Below are 18,473 nucleotides of genomic sequence, written 5' to 3'. Positions count from 1 at the left end.
TGTCCCTGATGGTAAAAAATAGCCTAACAATGCTTTTTCCTGATCCTTTTCCAATGTTTCTTATCCGTTTTATTAGGCTGCAAAACAACAAATTTCTCCTAAATCCCCCAAGAATTCAACATGATCCGAGAGTTCTTAGTTCTCAGTTCCTGGTTCTCAGTTATTGAGTTTGTTAGCCTTATTGCCTTTATGCCTCTTGCCTTTATGCCTTTGTATTTTACCGGAGCAGGACAGTACAGGACAGTGGGGAGTCAATAGGCAATTTCACTTGATCCCAAAAATTTCACTTGATCCCGTGAACCCCAATAAGCAATGGCATAGTAAAATTGGCTTTTCTTAACTTCTCTCCTTTAGGTGGCCGGGGGTAAAAGAAAAAAGGTCCACTGTAGAAACAGCTGACCTCTAACGATTGCTTGCCATATGAAAAAAACGTAAAATCTGGTTGGTGTGAAGCATTTGCTTCGTGGTAGCTTCTCTTCTCTTTCTTTACTTCCTACCGTGCTACCGTTCTTGATGATGTAAAAGTACAGCGTGTTTAATTGCCTGCATAACCAGGTTTTTCACGGTTTTATTATGGCAAACCTTGCTGAACATTTGCAAAACCCTTGTGCAGCAAGCATTTCAGCTGATTTTGCATATGGTTTCCAACGCAAAAACAACGTGACTAAATGGGTGTTTTTATGACAATTGTCAATGCCCCGGCGGGTCACAAGTCGCTCCGGGCCTGGTTTTCAGGCGGTATGCAAGCATGCATGTAACCCTGTTGTTAAAGCAGTATTTGCCTTGTAATAGTTTTTAATTTTGCATTGACCTATTGCGAAAGATACGGAACGCATCCTTGCACATACAAGCTCTCTGAAATGGATGGAGCTAAGCCGCTACCATCGCTGATCGCAACTTGTACCTAAGCCTGCTGATCATCCTCCTCATTCAGCAGCTTTATCAACATTACTGGTTCATCAGGAATTTACACACGGGTTACAGGAAGTTTGGCCAGAAGATGGACCGAAGGATCTGAACCTGGACCATTAAATATCGCCTGGTGAAGTACCTAAGGAGAAACACGTATTTAGTTCAACGTTAACTAAAGTGTTCAACATCAAAGTCATTGTATTATACTACAGTAAATTTCCGAAAGCGGGACAATTTATCATTTCAGGAATCTCCATATAGGAATTTATTTTCCACTGTTGAGGAAATTAATTCACATTACTACGAATTATATATACAAAAGCTAGTTTATTACGTGATTGGCGTGTAATTTGAATTATGTAATCTAGTTTTTCAAAGAGTATTTTTGGATTAAAACGGGGGCGGATGTCTATCCAGCCCCTCTTTTAACCAACTAGCCTAAACGATACAATCGTTGTACCAACACAAGATGTATTTTACTACACGAATAAGTTCGTTTACACCGCCCACCCGCACCAGCAATATTCATTTCGCAAAACTGCCATAAGTATATAAAGTCTACGTGTTGTAACCGTTACCAGAACGTTAACGAGCGCCATTCTACGAAAAATGCTTATCTTCTGCATAATTATTAAAGGTGCACTACCGGGGGAATAATTTCAAGCGGTGACATATATGTTCATCATGAGGTACTGCAGTTGGCTGCATTAGTAATAATTACTTAAAATCATAGCTGGCCATATTGCGCGTACTTCGTTTTTTAAATTCCCAACTATATGTCACAACCAAACAACCAACTGCGACTCCTCACCGGAGTCCTGTCCATTTCCCTGCTGTTTGCAGCCTGTAAAAAAAATATAGACGCTGTAAACACCGGCAATGAGAACCCGACTCCCTCCGCAAAAACTGAAGCAACCACGCTTAGCGAGAATTTTGAATCGGGCAGTAAAACCGCCTATGCTACCGCCAACGTTACCTTGTCTTCCGGTTCGTGGAGCTTTAACGATGCCCTTATCGGTAACCTGTCTACCGATAGAAAGAACGGCAGCCAGTCGGCCCGCATACGCAACACGGGTAGCCTTACCATGAACTTTAATTTCGCCGATGGCGCTTCTACCGTAACTGTGCAACACGCGGCTTTCAGCACCGACGGCAGCAGTACCTGGGAACTGCGCGTATCAACCAATAGCGGCAGCACCTACACTAAAGTAGGCAGCACTATTACCACTTCTTCTACCACCCTGCAAACAGCCACCTTTACGGTTAACCTCACCGGCAACGTTCGGTTTGCGATCGTAAAAACAGGCGGCGGCGCCAACCGCATCAATATCGATGATGTAGTGATCACTTCCTCCTCATCGGGCGGCGGTGGCGGCGGTACCGGTACCGACGACGACAACATGCTGATGGGTAACCCCAGCAATGCCACTACCGATGTTTCCAACTACACCAACTATTTAATGGTTAAAACTTATTATGCGCTTTCTTATCACCGCGATCGCGGCACCCCCAACTGGGTAAGCTGGCATATCAAATCATCTGATATGGGCAGCGCCCCCCGTCAGGATGACTTCAGAGCAGATGCTACCCTGCCATCGGGCTGGTACCAGGTGGGAAGCACCAGTTATTCAGGCAGTGGCTTCGACCGTGGTCATAATTGCCCGTCGGCCGACCGCACCTCTTCAGTGACCGCTAACTCAGCTACCTTCTTAATGACCAATATGATTCCCCAGGCGCCCACTAACAATCAGCAAACCTGGAATAACCTGGAAAGCTATACGCGTTCCCTGGTTACAGCCGGTAACGAAGTGTTTGTAATTATGGGTTCTTATGGAACCGGTGGTACCGGCAGCAATGGCACGGTTAATACCATCGACAATGGCCGCATCACCGTTCCTAACCGCATCTGGAAAGTGATCGTTGTTTTGGCAAATGGTTCAAACGACCTGAGCCGGGTTACCACTTCTACCCGAGTAATTGCCGTGAACACGCCTAACATCAATACTACGAACAGCGACTGGAAAACATACCGCACCTCGGTAGATGCCATTGAAAGCGCCACCGGGTATAACCTGCTGTCGAATGTGTCTGCTTCTATCCAAAGCGTAATTGAAGCGCAGGTAGATAATCAGTAGTTACCAGTTACCGGTTACCAGGTTCCCGGTTCATTCAACTTTGAACCTCACGACTAATAAAAACCTCAAAATTCAACGGTATGTGTCGTTGAATTTTGAGGTTCGCTTTAGTTATTAATCCTGAAACAAAAGCCCGGCAACTGGTAACTGGCAACCGGTAACCGGCTTTTTCCTACTTTTACCCCTGAACATTTACTTCATAAAAAGGACTCATAATGAAAAAAATCCGTTGGGGAATATTAAGCACTGCAAAGATCGCCCGGGAAAAAGTGATCCCTGCTATGCAGCGCGGGAGGTATTGCGAAATAGCAGCTATAGCATCCAGGAATCCTGAGCAGGCGAAAGAAGTGGCCAACGGGTTAAAGATTCCCACGGTATATGGTTCCTATGAAGAATTATTGAACGACCCCGCAATAGACGCTGTTTACATTCCCCTGCCCAACCACCTGCATGTGGAATGGTCCATTAAATCCATACAGGCAGGCAAACATGTATTATGCGAAAAGCCAATAGCCCTTTCATCAGCAGAAGCCACCCAATTATTACAGGTCGCCCAACAGAATCCACAGATTAAAGTAATGGAAGCATTTATGTACCGCTTCCACCCGCAATGGGTATTGGCCAAAGAGCTGGTCGATGAAGCCCGCATCGGTCAATTGAAAACCATTCATTCTTTCTTTTCTTATTATAATGCCGACCCCAATAACATCCGGAATAAAAAAGACCTGGGCGGCGGCGGCATGATGGACATTGGTTGTTATTGCGTTTCACTCGCCCGATTCCTTTTTAACAGCGAACCGGTTCGTGTACAGGGCCATGTTACCATTGATCCCGTGCTGCAAACAGATACCCTGGCATCGGGCATTCTTGAGTTTGCTGCCGGTACAGCCACTTTCACTTGTTCAACCCAGTTAATGCCATACCAACGGGTACAGATACTCGGTACCGAAGGCCGGGTTGAAATAGAAATTCCATTTAATGCACCGCCTGACCAGGATACCCGGTTGTGGTTGCATACGAAGAACGGTTCGGAAGAAATGATTTTTGAGCCGGTAGATCAATACACCCTGCAAGGCGATCTCTTTGCGCAATCCATATTAAATAATACACCAGTGCCCACCCCGTTACAGGATGCGATCAACAATATGAAGATCATTGAAGCAGTGTTTGCGACTGCATCGCATTAGCCTTTCGGCGCCGATTGCCGGCTTTCCGTGGCTGATTCGTGCAGGAATTTTGCTGTTGAAATGGTTTGATGAAACCGGGCCGGCTTCTTTATAAAATCAACCGCCCCTATTTCCAAACATCTTGCTTTTTCTACCTCATGTACAGAGGTAGTGTACATAATTACGGGAATGTTTTTATATAGACTGTGTGCTTTTAAACGCGACAACGTTTCCATGCCATTCAGGATGGGCATGTTAAGATCAAGCACTATTAATGAAGGCATGTTTGTTTGAGCTATGGAATTTTCGAGGTATGAGAATACCTGCAAGCCATTTTCTACCAGGTAAATATCACTTGACAGGCCAATCTCCTCAAAAGCTGTATGCATCAAAAAACGATCTTCCTGGTCATCATCCGCAATCAAAATAAAAGGTTTTTGACTCATTTTTTTTATAATAACAGTAAACAATACAAATCAGGTAAGTACACGAGGTATTTACTTAAATAAAAAACTAAAGAGGTCTTTCATCCTAAAAGCAAAACATTCAGCTAACAGTGTTTCTTAATCCGGTACAGGATACTAATAATCAGAGAGAGAACCTTGAACGTTAAAACAGAAGCGGTCTTTTGGGCTATAAATTTCAATCGAGGGTAAGTTAAACTATTAGATGAAAAAATCAAAAAGTTTTATGGATTTTAACCAAAAACCGTTTTTTTCCCGCCCATAAAAGTACGGGGTTAAGGTTTTATCTTTAATTCAATATACATGCTATGTTCTGCAAAAAAAACCGCTGCTGTTTGCACGAACCGCCTACAAATTGTAGTATATTTATAATCGCCGTTATTTTTATCTTATCCCACCATCTCTTATCATAATTGCTCCGCACACCATGAACCGCTGCATAATAGGTTGTATCCAAAACAATAACCTCCTCCTGGGCATCAACTAAAGGCTAGCATTATTCAAAGTCTGGTTACTGATCTGAATGAATCCAATCCATTCGATGAAAGATCACTGCTGTTCTCAAAGGAACATCCGCACTCCTTTGAAAGTATTAAAGCCATTTTATAACCCAAAAAAAATTGTTTATGGAAACGTTAGTGCACTATGGTCAGAAAGTAAATCAACTGTATGAAGCCTATAACCGGCGCGACCTGAATACCATCCTGGATACCCTGAGCCGCGATTGTGTATGGGAAGTAATGGGACAACCTGAAATTCCTTTTGCCGGCATTTACCATGGTAAGGAAGATATAAAAGATTTCTTTGCCAAACTGGAAGACACGCTTGACATGTCGGAATTTACTACAGAACATATTCTCGAAAATGGCAACCTGGTGATCGCTTCCGGTCATTTTAATGCCGTGGCCCGTAAAACCAACAAACGCTTTTCTACAGTATGGACTATGATATATGAATTTAATGAAAATGAACAGATCGTTCATTTCCGCGACTGCTTCGATACGTTAACGTGTGCAAGGGCATTGCGGGAAAAGTAGGGAGATTCTTTTTAATAATGAATCTTCTGAGGTAGTAGGATTAAAGCGAGTAGCTAGTGGTGAGTAGCAAGTAGGGCTTATATTCGAAACGAACTATTCTTATTTTGCATTTCCTACTAGTTACTCGCTGCTTACTACTCGCTACTAAACTGCTTCAATGTATCACTTCAGAAACACTAAAATAGCACAGCCCCCTAATTCGATCTGATCTCCGGATTGCAACTCGTGCGAAACGCCCGGCACATTCAACGACTTCACCTTGTCATCACTTGTATAGATCCTGATCTTGTTGCCATTTTCAGGCAACCCGCCCTTATCGGGGAAAAGGAAAAATTTATCCAGTTGCGGATTATATAAAATATAAGCATGATTGCGGCTCACATGCAAATTGGCTGCGGCAGTTTGCGCATCAAACTGCGGTTCGCCCTGCCCCCAGAAAACAATATCGTTGGTATGGATCTTACCCGATGACAATTGCGGGTTCTTCGTTCTGCCGATGTTAAACTTTAATTGTTGTTGCGGGTTCAGCTCATATTCCGGGAACTCGGCTTTTCCCACCAGCACCTGCAAACGGGCAATGGAATATTGCTGTACAAAATCCTGTCCACGCCTGATCACCTCCAGCCCCATGGCGCCATTGGTGATACAATAATCGGGCACTTTATCTTTCACCAGGTGCTGTTCAAAGAACCAGTCACCGGCCAGTTGAATGAAATTATTCACCAGCTTACGCTCCAGGTGCTCCTTCTGGAACATACCGGGCGTATCGGTGCACAGCGCCACCTGCAGCGTTTCTTCCAGCTCTTTATTATTGCATACCATGTATAACCGCAAACCGGCAATGGTGTGCGCTTTTTCATCAATATAGGGCTTCAACCCGTTGATGATAAAACGAATGATCTCTTCCCGTTTTGCGCGGGTAGCCGGAATGCTCAACGTTCCGCCAGTTGGCGGCACGGCCGGTGCGTTATCGCTCTGTTCCGGCGCAAATGGTGTAGGGTTGTTGAGCAACCGTTTAAAGAATTTTTTCATTGTAATGATGTATGGTGGTTATTGACGCTATTTATTTTAATGGCAACTCTGTTACCAGTTACCGGTTACCAGTTGCCCTAAAATGAAACTACATATCCTCTCCTCTCCAATACTTTGGCAATGGCATTGGCCACCAACACCGCATTGGACGAGCCTTTTCCACGTTCAATTCTAATACAGGTTACCGTACGCGACCGGTGATCGGGTGTAGGCGCAAAGAACACATACCAGCCATCCGATTCAATTTCTCCATTGATCACGCGCTCCGGCGTGCCTGTTTTACCGGCCACTATAATATTCTTTATCTTTTGTTTACCCGGTTGATTACTTTGTTCGATCATATACCGGGTAAGGATACCTGCATACGACGTGTCCTCCGCAATGTCAATACCCGCGGCCACGGGTTGTTGCTTCCCGGCTTCTTTCAGTAAATACCGCGATGGCATCATAACCCCGTTATTGGCAATAGCGCCGGCCATCCTGGCCATAGCTGCCGGTGTGGAAGTAAGCGTGCTTTGCCCCCAGGCCAGGCCCGAAAATGGACTGCGATAACGATTCTTGGTACCTTGTAACCTGGGATTGTTGTATGCCCGGCGATCGTGGTTCATTACGTCTTTTCGCCAGTTGGCCAGGTCTTCCGACGCTTTTTCTTTATTGAGCGAAGGCGCATAATCATAGCCGCCGCGTTGATTGATGTTCATGCCCGTTGCCTGGTACAGGGCGGCCATCTGATCTTCGAGACTGTTCTCATTGGCCATGCGAATAAAAAATATGTTGCTCGAATTAATGATCGCTTCGCGCATGTCTACATAGTTCACTTTGGGTATGAACGGCTCCTGCTCGGTTGGATTATCGCGGAAGATCTCATTGCGATAAATGTCCCTGTATTTTACTTTGGCAGCATCGGGCCCCATTTTATTGAAGGCGGCCATACCGGTCAGGATTTTGGCGGTAGAACCGGGCGCCGTAGCATAGGTTAAACCCAGGTCGCGATCGGTAACCGGTTTGGGTAGTTTATTTCTTTCCCTGTCGGGCAACAACATCAGATCGGGCATTTGCAAATTGGGCAGCGGGTTCAAGGCAGAAGCCAGCAGGTCGCCGGTACCGGCATCCAATACTACCACGGCTATGCGATCATTTTTGAAATTGCTCTTCCGCAACGAATCCTGTATTTCTTTTTGCAACCCCGCATCGATGGTTAAATGAATATCCCGGTCTTTGTGTTTTATTTTTCGCACCGCTTCGTTTGTGGTATCAATGCCGGTTTGCAAACTTTCTACCAGCGGCGAATAATCGTAGCTCACCAGTTTTATTGTTTTCTGTACCGGCCGGGTAAATTTATCAGGTCGGTACTCTGTGCTCACATAATCACGTTTTTCCGGGCTGGTAGCATAACCGCGTAATGAAGTAAGGTGCCTGGCTTCTGCAAAATACCCATTGCCCTGACCCCAGAACAAGCGCGAATTATAATCGCCCGTCCAGAAGAAGAGGTCTTCTTCAAAAGGATAAAAGCGCACCACTCTTTTCTGTACCAGGTTTTGCAGTTGAGTAGTATCTACTCCTGCTGCCAGAAACGCATCCATATTGCGCCTGATAGTATTGGGTTCACTGGTGGCAATCACCAAACCATTGCGATCGTAGATGGAACCGGCTGCCAACACCCGGGTGAGTTTATCGATGCGCGGATTATAGCTATATATAGGCAATCCGTTCCGGTTAATGACCCGGGCCGGCTTTACCAGAATTTCTTTACTGTGCACTACCTGCACCTGGTATAGCTTGAATGATAATACGGCTATACCTGCCAGAAAGAAAAGGATACCGGTTCCCAGCACAAAATCATAATACTTTCGCAAATGCTCGGTTTGAATTGCCAATCCGGGCCGTGAAGAAATACCTGCCACAATGCCCATGGCGGCCAGGTTAACAATGAGCGAGATCTTTCCGTAGCTCAGGAAAGGAACGGTTACGCCTGTAAGCGGCAACAAACCAATAGAACCTCCGGCGATCAACAGGAATTGGATCCCCGTGGCAATGGCAATACCGGCGCACAAATAAAAACTAAAAGGTTGACCCGCCCGGCGGGCATGCAAAAAGGAACGGTGAATTAAAATACCAAACAACATAAACACTGCAACCAGTCCCAGCCAGCCCAGCTCTTCACCAATACTGGGTAAGATCATATCTGTATGTGCAGCAGGCATGGTATTGGGAAATCCTCTGCCCGGGCCCTGCCCCGTTAACCCGCCCGAAGCCAGCGTCCAGTAACTATGCGCCAGGTGGTCGCCGCCAAAAACGTCATTATTCCACTGGCTTAGCCACATGGCTTTGCGATCGGCCAGGCGATCGCCGATGCCCGGCAGTTGATCGCCAAAAGCAAAGGCCGCGATCACCAATAGTACTATAACGGGCGCATCTGCCAGCACTGCCAGTGCGCCATACCACTTCACCGTTTTAACCTGGCGCTGAATGATCATGGTCAATATAACAGCCACAAAACTGATGGCCGTTGCCAGCCAGCCGGGTATAAATGATAACAGCACGCAATACAATACGCCGGCCAGCAGCGTAAGCAATAAATTACCACGCGCAATGCTGTAAAAGAATAAAAAGGTAAAACACACCACCATCGCCGGCCCCATATCGCCCATCAGCAGGTACAGGGCCAGTATAATGCCCACGCCCACCAGCACGCCAATACTTACCTGGAAACGCCAGCGGATATCCGATAAATTGCGGATGTTCTCTTCATTGGCGGCAAAGAACCCGGCTAGGAAAAGCAACAACAGGTATTTGGTTATTTCACTTGGCTGAAACGTAAAACCGCCCAACTGAATGTTTACCTTAACGCCGCTTCCTTCAGGACCACTCCCTATCAGTAAGGTCAACAATGCCATGCCTACTGCTAATACCAACCACGTCCAGCCACGCAAGCCGTATACATTCTTTTTTCTGAAATTAAATAAGGCATCGAACCACCAGCGGGTGTATAATTTTCGGATATCTATAAGGGAGAAAACAAGAAAGCCGGTCAACCCGACAATAACGCCCTGCAAAGCCTGGGCTGCATGCAGGGTATCGGTAAGCGGGTTCTGAATACTGAATAATAACAGGATGGAAATGCCGCATAATAGTAACAACAGCGGCAACATAAAAATATCAGGTTGCTTTTTCCGCAACCATAAAATGATGTGTGCAAGAAAGAATGCCAGGATACAACCACCGGCAATTAACCAATACGAAGTAATAAATTCTTCAGGGGTACGAACGAGCAGTACTCCGTCTTCTTTTATTTGTCCATATGCAATGGGACCGATCAATCGTATTTTGTGCGGCTTGCCCGAAAAGGTATAGGCTTTATTTTTTGCCAGCCGCGCACTACCCTGCCGGCCGCCAAATTCGTAACCAGGTTTCAGCGGCAGCACACTGTAACCTGAATCGGGTAATAAACCGGTAAACTGAAATTCGCCATTGGCATTGGTGCGTGCATACAGCACATGATCGTATAATGAATCTTCATCCAATGTAGCGATGTGTTCCCGCAACTGCACCAGCGTACCGGGCATGGGTTCGCCCTGAAATAAAACCCGGCCACCTATTTCAAATTTACCAGTAGATACATTTACTGAGGAAGGATAATTGGTAGGATCATTCAATTCTTTTTGGTACAACACCGAATCAAATCCCAACCGTTGACGCGATGCTTCCAGCCGTCCCTGAAAATCAACCCCACCTGTCGGCGCCTTCCAGTCAAGCGGCGCAACCAGGCCAAATGCACTTTTATTGATGGCGCCAAGGTTGTCGATGCCGCCGGCTGTTATCAGCCGCATGGATAAAGAATCTACCAGCAGGTTTACATCGCGATCATCTGTAAAATAGTTACCGCTGGTAATTATTTTTTTCAGGGAATCTTTGTTGATGCCTGCCTCCAGCTTTATGGCCCGACTGTTTTTTAATGCTTCGTTGGCACGGGTTAAGGTGGGCGTAAGCGTGAAGAACAATTTAACAAACAATACAAGCATCAATACGGCAGCGCCTGTTAACAACACCCAGCCTTCTGCTTTATATGAATATTTTTGGTGGACTTCCATGTTACTTTTCTTATGAGCTACTCAATAAGTTACTAGTCCTGAGCGTAGTCGAAGGACCAGTGCCAAGACCGAGCGCAGTCGAGGGTCTGGTATTCCATATATCAGTTGCCGTTATTAAATTTCGTTTCGACTACGCTCAACGCTTTTTAATGCCCCTTCGACTACGCTCAGGGACTACCTTTAACTATCAACTGGTCAAATGCTACCGTTTGTGCGCCATCTACCCGCAGGCCAAAACAATTGCCGTATCCACCGGTAAATGGCAACACGTTTTCTACTTTATCATTGATGTAAAAAAAGATCGAGTTATTCTTCTTTTCAATTGAAAGCGTATTCATTTCGTTGTGCGAATGAATATTGGATGAGTGGGTCCAGTTAATGATCGGATGCCAGTCGCCGTTGGTCATGGAGCCAATGGCGTAATAACCGCTGGCGGTGATGTAATAAACAAAGTAAGCGTCGCTGTCGGTATTGCCGCAAAAGTTAATGCCATACGCCTCATCCGGTTCATTCCCCCATTGTGTAGCACTGGCTGAGATGCTGAAATTCCGTTGGATATCCAGGTCGAATTTTACGGTAGCGTGATAGGTCAGGCTATCCGTTAATCCCCTGATGATGTATTTTCCGTTGGCAAATTTAAATTCGCTGTTCTCATCTTTACCGGTTTCCCAAATGGTGTCTGCATCTTCGCTGAAATCGTCGTAATACATACCGTTCTTTAACGTTACGCCCGCATCAGTTTGTGGGGTTGCATTGGCCATGGGTATCAGGTCCGGTTCAGGTGTTGTATTCACTACCGGCGTTATTACCAGGGATGGTTTATTATGTGGAATTTTGGTTTTGCGTGCGGCCACCTCAGCAGCAGAGACAGAATCAACCGGCAAAACAGTAGCGGCCTTTTCTTCGCCCGGCTTATTGCTTTTCTTATGCGGGAACACCGCCCACATGCCCATCATGAAGGCGCTAAACAACAACACGCCCAGGATGGTGAAAACAATTTCTTTCTTTTTACCAGCCACCACTTTCGGCACCAATGGTTTGGTGAAAACTTTGGTAACTGTTTTTGTTTTCGTTTTGGATGCTGCTGCTGGTTTACGATAACGGCTTTGTGCATTTTCCATAGCTGCCTGTTGCAACAATTGACGCACATGTGCTGTATCGTTCAACCGGTGCACAGCCTGCTTCGCCATCAATCCATGCAGCAACTGCAGCAGACTGGGTGGCAGAAACCGGTCGGCCGGTAATACGGGTTCAGGAATGGGACATTCTATCACCCTATTGATGTGCCACAACAGATCTTCATCATTATATGCGAAGGGTACTGAGCCGGTTAAACATTCGTACAACACAACACCTAACGAATAATAATCGGTAGGCGTTGATACGGTCCGGGCCTGACTGAACTGCTCCGGTGAAGCGTACTCATACGTGAGCATGGAAGAACCGGTAACCGTATTGGTCTGCTCTCTTAATTTGGCAATGCCAAAATCGGTCAGCAGGAAATGTAACTCGCCATTGGGCATACGGCGGTACATGATATTCTCGGGCTTAATATCGCGATGCACTACGCCTTTTGCGTGAATGGCGTCCAATGCATCGGTCATGTGTTGCGCCAGTTGGATCACGGTATCCACTTCCAGCGTGCCGCGTTCTTTCAGCAACCTGCGTACATCACCGCCTTCTATCAATTGCATAACAATATAGGGCAGCTCCGCATCGAGATGAACGTCAACTATTTTAACAATGTGATCATGCTGAATAGATTTCATGATCTCCGATTCGCGCTGAAAGCGGCGCAGGGTATCGGCGTCGGTGTTAAAGGCAAAGTGCTTGATGGCAACCAGGTTACCCGAAACCAGGTGCCTTGCTTTTAGCACGCGGGCATTGCCCCTGCCAATTTCACCCAGGATCTCGTATCCTTTAAAATATTCTTTAAAAATTGAAGTTGCCATATTTTATTGCATCTCCGTATTGATCATTTGTACAGAGTGACTTTTATTGGTACTGTCTTGTTTAACTGCGTAACTCACCGGATACTTAATGTTTTCAAAAAATGTGTTCTCCAATTTTACATGAACCGGAATACTCACTTTAATGCCGGTTTCAAAACCTTTCAGCCGCAGGTTTTTGATGACCATTGTATCACCTGCCTTGCCCGATGATTTGTTAATTTCTACCGCTGCAAAACGATTTGACTTTTCTTTTGCAGGCAACAGCAGCAGGTTATTACCAACACTATCGGCATACCGTTGAATATCCACTATATTTTTTGTTGCTGTTAACCGGATGGTATCGGGCGCCTTCGCTACTACCGGGCCTGTTGGCGCCGCATGCTGACCGCTGAAAATAGATGCAGGCATTTTGCGGGCTGTGTCATCATTCGCTGTCACTTCCCGTACATTAGTAGTCTCATTTTTATCAGGAGTTGTTGCATTTCTTTGCGAGAAAAAGAACCAGGAGCTTGCTGCCAGTAACACAACTACCAATACGTTCCAGCGCACCCACTTGTTGCTAACGACCGGCTTTTTAACAGGTTCCTTTTTTTCGTTTGTGGCAGTAGAATTGTCTGCCTCAGGTGGTGTAGGTGTAATCGGTTTTTCGACTGGTTTATCGGCGGATGGAACCGGAGGCGTTGTATTGGTTTTTGGCTTCACCGCCTTTTTTACTTTGGTACCGTTTGTTGGCTGTACCGGAGGTTTGGCGCGATTGTTCTTTAACAATACGACGGTGATATTGTCGTGCCCGCCCATTTCATTGGCCAGCGCAATAATATTGTTAACCTTGGTATTTAATGCGGCGGAGGTGGAAAGCGCCTCCGTAATTTGCTTTGCAGTGACCATATCGGTAAGGCCATCACTACATAAAAGCAGTACATCGCCCGGCAACAGTTCTTCTTTGCCGTACTGCATAAAATCTTCATCATCGATGCGGTGAATGGTGGAACCCACTTCGCGCAAGATCTGGTTGCGTTGCGGATGGCTCATGGCTTCCCGCTCGGTTATTTCACCGGCATCTTCACGTATTCCCACAAACGAATGGTCTTTGGTAAGCTTCTGCAAAACGCCTTTGCGAAACCGGTACATCCGGGTATCGCCCACATGAACAAAATATACGATGCCGGCAGCCGCATCAGCTACGGCGGCCGTCAATACGCAACACATTTCGCCAAACCGGGGGTCCAGCATGCGTTCTTCTGTAATGCGGTTATTGGCAAAGATCACCGCTTCGCGCAACATCGTGAGCGTATCGCCTTTCGGCGTTTCCATGTACTGGTCAATAGATTCCCTGGCAATAGCAGCCGCCTTCTTTCCCCCTGCATACCCACCTACCCCATCTATTACTACCAGCAACGCCTTATCGGGCGACCATAACTGCCGGCAGGTATAGGTATCCTCATTCTCCGTCCGCCGCATCCCGGGATGCGTATTGCCACTGATCAAAAGAGTTTTCATATTATCGTGGCAGGTTTTTAAAATGCCGAATTAATAAAACAATCACAAATACAAACAGCGCTATGGATGAGATGGTGTTAATCATGAATGTTTAAAGCTGTTTAAACGAAAGGGTGACCATGCCATTCAACAATACCTGGCTTTTGTCATTCAGGTCGAACCAACGGGGACTATCTGCTTCGCTCTTAGCGATCACTGTTTCATTCACGCGGGTCTCGTTGTTACTAAAGGATGCGATCTGAAATGATTGCTGCGCTTCATTCCACCGGATACGGGCATGCGGGTTAGACACAAACCCTGATTCAATCAACAGGTAATTGCTGTAACCAACATTCTCGGGTTCCTTCCGGGCAATCACTATTTCGGTATCCTTCATAATGTACACTACTTCTTTACTCTTATCGGCCAGGTAACATTCGATCCGCGCCAGGCCATTGTCTGCAGGGCGCGCCGTTTTTTGTACGGTAGCAGTGCTCACGGTAACGTTCGTAACGGAAAGCTCAGGATTGAATTTAACCGTGAACGTGCCGTTCTCTGCAAAATGCACATGCCGCAGTACATCGAGGTTGAGATCCATTTTATCAAAAACATTGGTAGCTTTTGATTTCATGGTCACTTTAGCGGTATTATGGCGATCTCCGCCACCACTGCCTGTTGGTTTTAATCCCGTTAACATACCGATCACCCGCACATCTTCCACCGTTATTCTTTCCTGGTTGAAATCGGTTCCTGGCGCAAACCGGAACTGCCAGTGAAACGACACGGGCGACAGTTCATCATAATTCTTTTTATAGCTTTTCAGCTTGTTATAAAATGCTTTCAAGGCTTCTTTTACAATGATGGGAAGTGATGGCAACCGTTCTTCATACACTTCAGGGTGAAGAATGATGAGGTAGTGCATGTTGAACAATAAACTTTTACCAACCGATTCGCGCTTGCAGGAATTATCAAAACAATCGAGCAATTCTTTTAAAATAACATTGTTCGTAACCGGACCATTGGCTTGCCGTTGGTCGTTACTTTCAGGAAGTATTATTGATTTGAGGGCAGCAAAAAAATCACCTGATTTTTTCTTCATGGGATTCCCTGTTTTTACACGGTTTACAGCGATCATTTATACGAATTAAAAATAATTGTTTTGGAAACGTGCGCTTCGTAAAGAAAACATAAAATGTACCTAATTGGAATACTCTTTGTATAGGAGAAAACCGTTCCAGAATTTATTTAACAATTCTACATAGCTGGTTTAACGAAGTGTTATGAAAACGGCAGTCGGGAAAGGCAAACGTGAAAGGAAACGCCGGGGAAAAATCCGGAGACCCCGGCTACATGCAGGATCCTGAAAATTCAAGCCCTGGCAACCGGTAACTGGTAACCGGTAACAAATTTCTCTTTAGGGGCGGAGGAAAGCAAAAAAAACCTTGAGTGCCTTCATAAACACACTCAAGGTTTTGTATTCAAAGCCGATATGCCGGCTACAATTTTTGTATTGACACTTTCTGCCCTACCAATTCGGGAATCACAAGGCGGTTCTCTTTGGAATCGAAGTAAAAATCAGCGGGACCATTCATTACGGGCCACTCCAGTTTGGTAACCTTTTTAGTGGTAAGGTCAACCTTTTCAACAATACCAGCCGGATGGTCCATAGCGCCCCAGTCAGAAACAATTAATGTGTGATCATCGAGTAGCGCCAGGCCGTCAAAAGCGCCTTGCACGTCACCAATTTTTTCATAGGTAGCCCAACCTTTGTCCCAGGAGATCACGCCCACTTCACCACCTTTCATATCTTCAAAACTAAAACTGCAGGTGTACAGGCGTTTGGTTGCTTTGTCATAATAAACACCATTAGCGCCCTTTACATTGGCAACCTCCCGAACATTACCAGATCGCAGGTTCACTTCAAATATTTTTCCTACATCAGTAGCCGAAACAAACAAACTAAAATCATCTATAGGTGTCATGTCGTTCAAAAAAGAAGTTCCTGTTGTAGAAAGATTTATATCAACCACCTTTCTTCCCGTTGTTGTTTGAATACCAATTACCCGGTCAATATCGGCCACATACAAAACGCCCCTTACGATCGCTGTGCCTTTGGGTGCATTCAGTTTTGCGTCTGTAATTGAGCGGGTGATCATTTTACCATCGAGCGACAGCTTGCTGATATACCCGTCGCCATCTTTGCCAGTTGGCCCCTGGGCTTTTCCAAGATTGGTTACATATAAGAACTTACCATCGGAGATTACGCTTTCAGGGTTTGTTAAGCCGGTACTATCCTGCGCTATGGCGCCTGCCACCAACATCATGCCTGCAAAAAAGGAAATTGCTCTTTTCATCTGTTATTTTTTTAATGCCGCTAAGGTATTGCACCACAGGACATATCTAATAACGATAAAAGCTCAAATAATTGCACTTTTAGCCGGGGATTTTTTCAGCATCAATCACCTGTACAGCAGCAGGTAACGCCTCTTTTCCGGTAAAGCACAGAAAACCCCATAAAACTATTACATATAAATAACACGAACATTCGCAGTAGGTTAAACTGAAGCTTTTGATCCAAATTGACATGACCCAAAAAGATAACGTTGCTTTGATAATATTCCAGTTGCTTTATAGCGTAAAATTCAGTAAATTATAGTAAGCAAAGCTCCGTTATCCTGCACACGATCGCTATCCACTACAACGCACAACAACATCGTTAAAAAAATATACATTATATGACAATCCCTTTTGCCAATCCGGTTGTTTTTTTTGAGATCGGTTGTAAAGATTTGACCAAAACGGCAACATTCTATTCCGACTTATTTGGGTGGACACCCACCGGCATCCCCATGGCATCGTTGATCAACACCAATACGGAAGTAGGTATCCAGGGACAGATCACCGCTCTGGGGCATGAACCGCACAATTACGTATTGTTTTATATCCAGGTGGCCGACATCAACGAAAGCCTTTCAAAAATTGAAGAATCAGGCGGCAAAAAACTGATCGGCCCGGTTATTCTACCCAATCACAAACAATTTGCCTGGTTCAGCGACCCCGAAGGAAATATTGTTGGCCTGGTAACGAGGTAAAACTGGTTAACCTGAGCCTCCGCACACTTTTCGGTTCCCCGATTGCCCATTTTCGATTGCATATTGCCAATTGATTAATTGTTCCGATTTATCCAATTCCGGCAAAACGGCATCCAATAATTTCGCACAGTACGAAACGTGGCAGAGGCCGTTCACATTAACCATGCTTTTGTATCTTTAAAAAGAAAACAAGGGCTGCGTTCAAAGTTATAACAACCATGACCTACCAAGAATTCAAGCCTGGCAAAGCGTTACAACCGTATGTAAAATGCTACTATGTGTACGAATCCGCATCCCCTGCGGCTTTCGAAGACCTTGTATTTCCCTGCGCCTGTATGGAGATCATTTTCAACCTCGGCAGCGGTAGCTGGCAAACACGTGCCGGTGACGAATTTGTGACCACCCCCGCCATTGAATTATGGGGACAAGTGTTGCGGCCGCTGGCCGTACGGTCTGTAGGCCGTAATACCATGTTAGGAGTCAGGCTCTATCCACATGCCGCCGCCAGCATTCTGAACGACAAAGTAAACCTGTTCAATCACCAGGTGAGCAATTTCGGCGATGTAATGGGCAGCACAGTTCGTTCTTTACATGACCAACTGCAGGAAGCCAGGTCCTGGACTAAAAGACTGGCCCTGGTGGAAGCATTCTTATTACAACAACTTTCACTGGCCACCAAAAGACTGAACAAAGTAGCCGTAGTGAGCGAGCTGATGCAGGAACTGCGGCAGCAGGATATTTTCGATACCATGGAAACCTTGGCGACCCGCAATGGTATTTCGGCCCGCTACATGCAACAATTGTTTGTACAATACACCGGGCTTACCCCGAAATTATACAGCCAGATCAACCGGTTTCAAAATAGCTTGCAACTGATAAAAGCAGGGAATGATTCCTTAACTTCCATTGCGTATGAATGCGGGTATTCCGATCAGTCGCATTTCATCAGGGAATTCAAATCATTTACCGGACTTACTCCATCTGTTTATTCCATAGAAAATTTTCCGGTTGCCATGGCTGCCGATCAAAGCGACAAACACGCAAGCACCGCAACAGCAGCAGCTTTGCTGTAATATTTTTTTACCCTGATCATTAACTGTTCCGTTTTATACA

At 45.6% G+C, this 18,473-nt stretch carries 12 protein-coding genes; 5 read left to right on the top strand and 7 right to left on the bottom strand.

The window, feature by feature from the left end:
- Positions 1–1,688: 1,688 nt before the first annotated feature.
- Positions 1,689–3,047, top strand: coding sequence for a DNA/RNA non-specific endonuclease (locus FAM09_RS26740; protein ID WP_136580234.1), 1,359 nt, complete (start codon positions 1,689–1,691; stop codon positions 3,045–3,047).
- A 215-nt stretch (positions 3,048–3,262) separates the two neighbouring features.
- On the top strand, positions 3,263–4,234 hold the full coding sequence (locus FAM09_RS26735) for a Gfo/Idh/MocA family protein (RefSeq protein ID WP_136580233.1): 972 nt from the start codon (positions 3,263–3,265) through the stop codon (positions 4,232–4,234).
- Here the strand turns inward: FAM09_RS26735 and FAM09_RS26730 are convergent.
- Positions 4,231–4,659, bottom strand: a complete 429-nt coding sequence (locus tag FAM09_RS26730) for a response regulator (RefSeq protein ID WP_136580232.1) — start codon at positions 4,657–4,659, stop codon at positions 4,231–4,233. The two genes, FAM09_RS26735 and FAM09_RS26730, sit on opposite strands and share 4 nt — an antisense overlap.
- A gap of 644 nt (positions 4,660–5,303) precedes the next feature.
- Here FAM09_RS26730 and FAM09_RS26725 point away from each other — a divergent pair.
- Positions 5,304–5,714: a nuclear transport factor 2 family protein gene (locus tag FAM09_RS26725; protein WP_136580231.1), complete on the top strand. Its 411-nt coding sequence runs from the start codon at positions 5,304–5,306 to the stop codon at positions 5,712–5,714.
- A 162-nt stretch (positions 5,715–5,876) separates the two neighbouring features.
- On the opposite strand, the gene FAM09_RS26720 is transcribed toward FAM09_RS26725, so the two are convergent.
- The 6 genes from FAM09_RS26720 to FAM09_RS26695 all read right to left on the bottom strand — a co-directional run bounded on the left by FAM09_RS26720 (position 5,877) and on the right by FAM09_RS26695 (position 16,622).
- Positions 5,877–6,746 (bottom strand): FHA domain-containing protein, encoded by an 870-nt coding sequence (locus FAM09_RS26720; RefSeq protein ID WP_136580230.1) that lies wholly within the window; start codon positions 6,744–6,746, stop codon positions 5,877–5,879.
- 77 nt (positions 6,747–6,823) lie between these two features.
- The gene (locus tag FAM09_RS26715) at positions 6,824–10,837 is read right to left on the bottom strand and encodes an FtsW/RodA/SpoVE family cell cycle protein (protein ID WP_136580229.1); all 4,014 of its coding nucleotides are present in this window, start codon (positions 10,835–10,837) and stop codon (positions 6,824–6,826) included.
- Positions 10,838–11,004: 167 nt separating this feature from the next.
- A complete protein-coding gene (locus FAM09_RS26710; RefSeq protein WP_136580228.1) occupies positions 11,005–12,789 on the bottom strand; it encodes a serine/threonine-protein kinase in 1,785 nt (594 codons plus the stop codon).
- A gap of 3 nt (positions 12,790–12,792) precedes the next feature.
- Positions 12,793–14,289: a protein phosphatase 2C domain-containing protein gene (locus FAM09_RS26705; protein WP_136580227.1), complete on the bottom strand. Its 1,497-nt coding sequence runs from the start codon at positions 14,287–14,289 to the stop codon at positions 12,793–12,795.
- Between the two features lie 91 nt (positions 14,290–14,380).
- Positions 14,381–15,367 carry an FHA domain-containing protein gene (locus FAM09_RS26700; protein WP_136580226.1) on the bottom strand — a complete coding sequence of 329 codons (987 nt, stop codon included), beginning with the start codon at positions 15,365–15,367 and terminating at the stop codon, positions 14,381–14,383.
- 397 nt (positions 15,368–15,764) lie between these two features.
- Complete coding sequence (locus tag FAM09_RS26695) at positions 15,765–16,622, bottom strand: YncE family protein (RefSeq protein ID WP_136580225.1); 858 nt, start codon at positions 16,620–16,622, stop codon at positions 15,765–15,767.
- A 381-nt stretch (positions 16,623–17,003) separates the two neighbouring features.
- Here FAM09_RS26695 and FAM09_RS26690 point away from each other — a divergent pair, with 381 nt between their 5' ends.
- Both FAM09_RS26690 and FAM09_RS26685 read left to right on the top strand, forming a co-directional pair.
- Entirely contained in the window at positions 17,004–17,360 is a 357-nt protein-coding gene (locus FAM09_RS26690; RefSeq protein WP_136580224.1) for a VOC family protein, read from the top strand.
- A gap of 218 nt (positions 17,361–17,578) precedes the next feature.
- Positions 17,579–18,433: a helix-turn-helix transcriptional regulator gene (locus FAM09_RS26685; RefSeq protein ID WP_136580223.1), complete on the top strand. Its 855-nt coding sequence runs from the start codon at positions 17,579–17,581 to the stop codon at positions 18,431–18,433.
- The last annotated feature ends 40 nt before the right edge of the window (positions 18,434–18,473 follow it).

The organism is Niastella caeni (assembly GCF_004834005.1).
Lineage (GTDB): Bacteria > Bacteroidota > Bacteroidia > Chitinophagales > Chitinophagaceae > Niastella > Niastella caeni.
This window is presented reverse-complemented; position numbering and strand designations above follow the sequence as displayed.

Excerpts from the sequence above, each read along its gene's own strand:
- FAM09_RS26740 (WP_136580234.1), top strand. The coding sequence starts at position 1,689 with ATGTCACAACCAAACAACCAACTGCGACTCCTCACCGGAGTCCTGTCC.
- FAM09_RS26735 (WP_136580233.1), top strand. The coding sequence starts at position 3,263 with ATGAAAAAAATCCGTTGGGGAATATTAAGCACTGCAAAGATCGCCCGG.
- FAM09_RS26730 (WP_136580232.1), bottom strand. The coding sequence starts at position 4,659 with ATGAGTCAAAAACCTTTTATTTTGATTGCGGATGATGACCAGGAAGAT.
- FAM09_RS26725 (WP_136580231.1), top strand. The coding sequence starts at position 5,304 with ATGGAAACGTTAGTGCACTATGGTCAGAAAGTAAATCAACTGTATGAA.
- FAM09_RS26720 (WP_136580230.1), bottom strand. The coding sequence starts at position 6,746 with ATGAAAAAATTCTTTAAACGGTTGCTCAACAACCCTACACCATTTGCG.
- FAM09_RS26715 (WP_136580229.1), bottom strand. The coding sequence starts at position 10,837 with ATGGAAGTCCACCAAAAATATTCATATAAAGCAGAAGGCTGGGTGTTG.
- FAM09_RS26710 (WP_136580228.1), bottom strand. The coding sequence starts at position 12,789 with ATGGCAACTTCAATTTTTAAAGAATATTTTAAAGGATACGAGATCCTG.
- FAM09_RS26705 (WP_136580227.1), bottom strand. The coding sequence starts at position 14,289 with ATGAAAACTCTTTTGATCAGTGGCAATACGCATCCCGGGATGCGGCGG.
- FAM09_RS26700 (WP_136580226.1), bottom strand. The coding sequence starts at position 15,367 with ATGAAGAAAAAATCAGGTGATTTTTTTGCTGCCCTCAAATCAATAATA.
- FAM09_RS26695 (WP_136580225.1), bottom strand. The coding sequence starts at position 16,622 with ATGAAAAGAGCAATTTCCTTTTTTGCAGGCATGATGTTGGTGGCAGGC.
- FAM09_RS26690 (WP_136580224.1), top strand. The coding sequence starts at position 17,004 with ATGACAATCCCTTTTGCCAATCCGGTTGTTTTTTTTGAGATCGGTTGT.
- FAM09_RS26685 (WP_136580223.1), top strand. The coding sequence starts at position 17,579 with ATGACCTACCAAGAATTCAAGCCTGGCAAAGCGTTACAACCGTATGTA.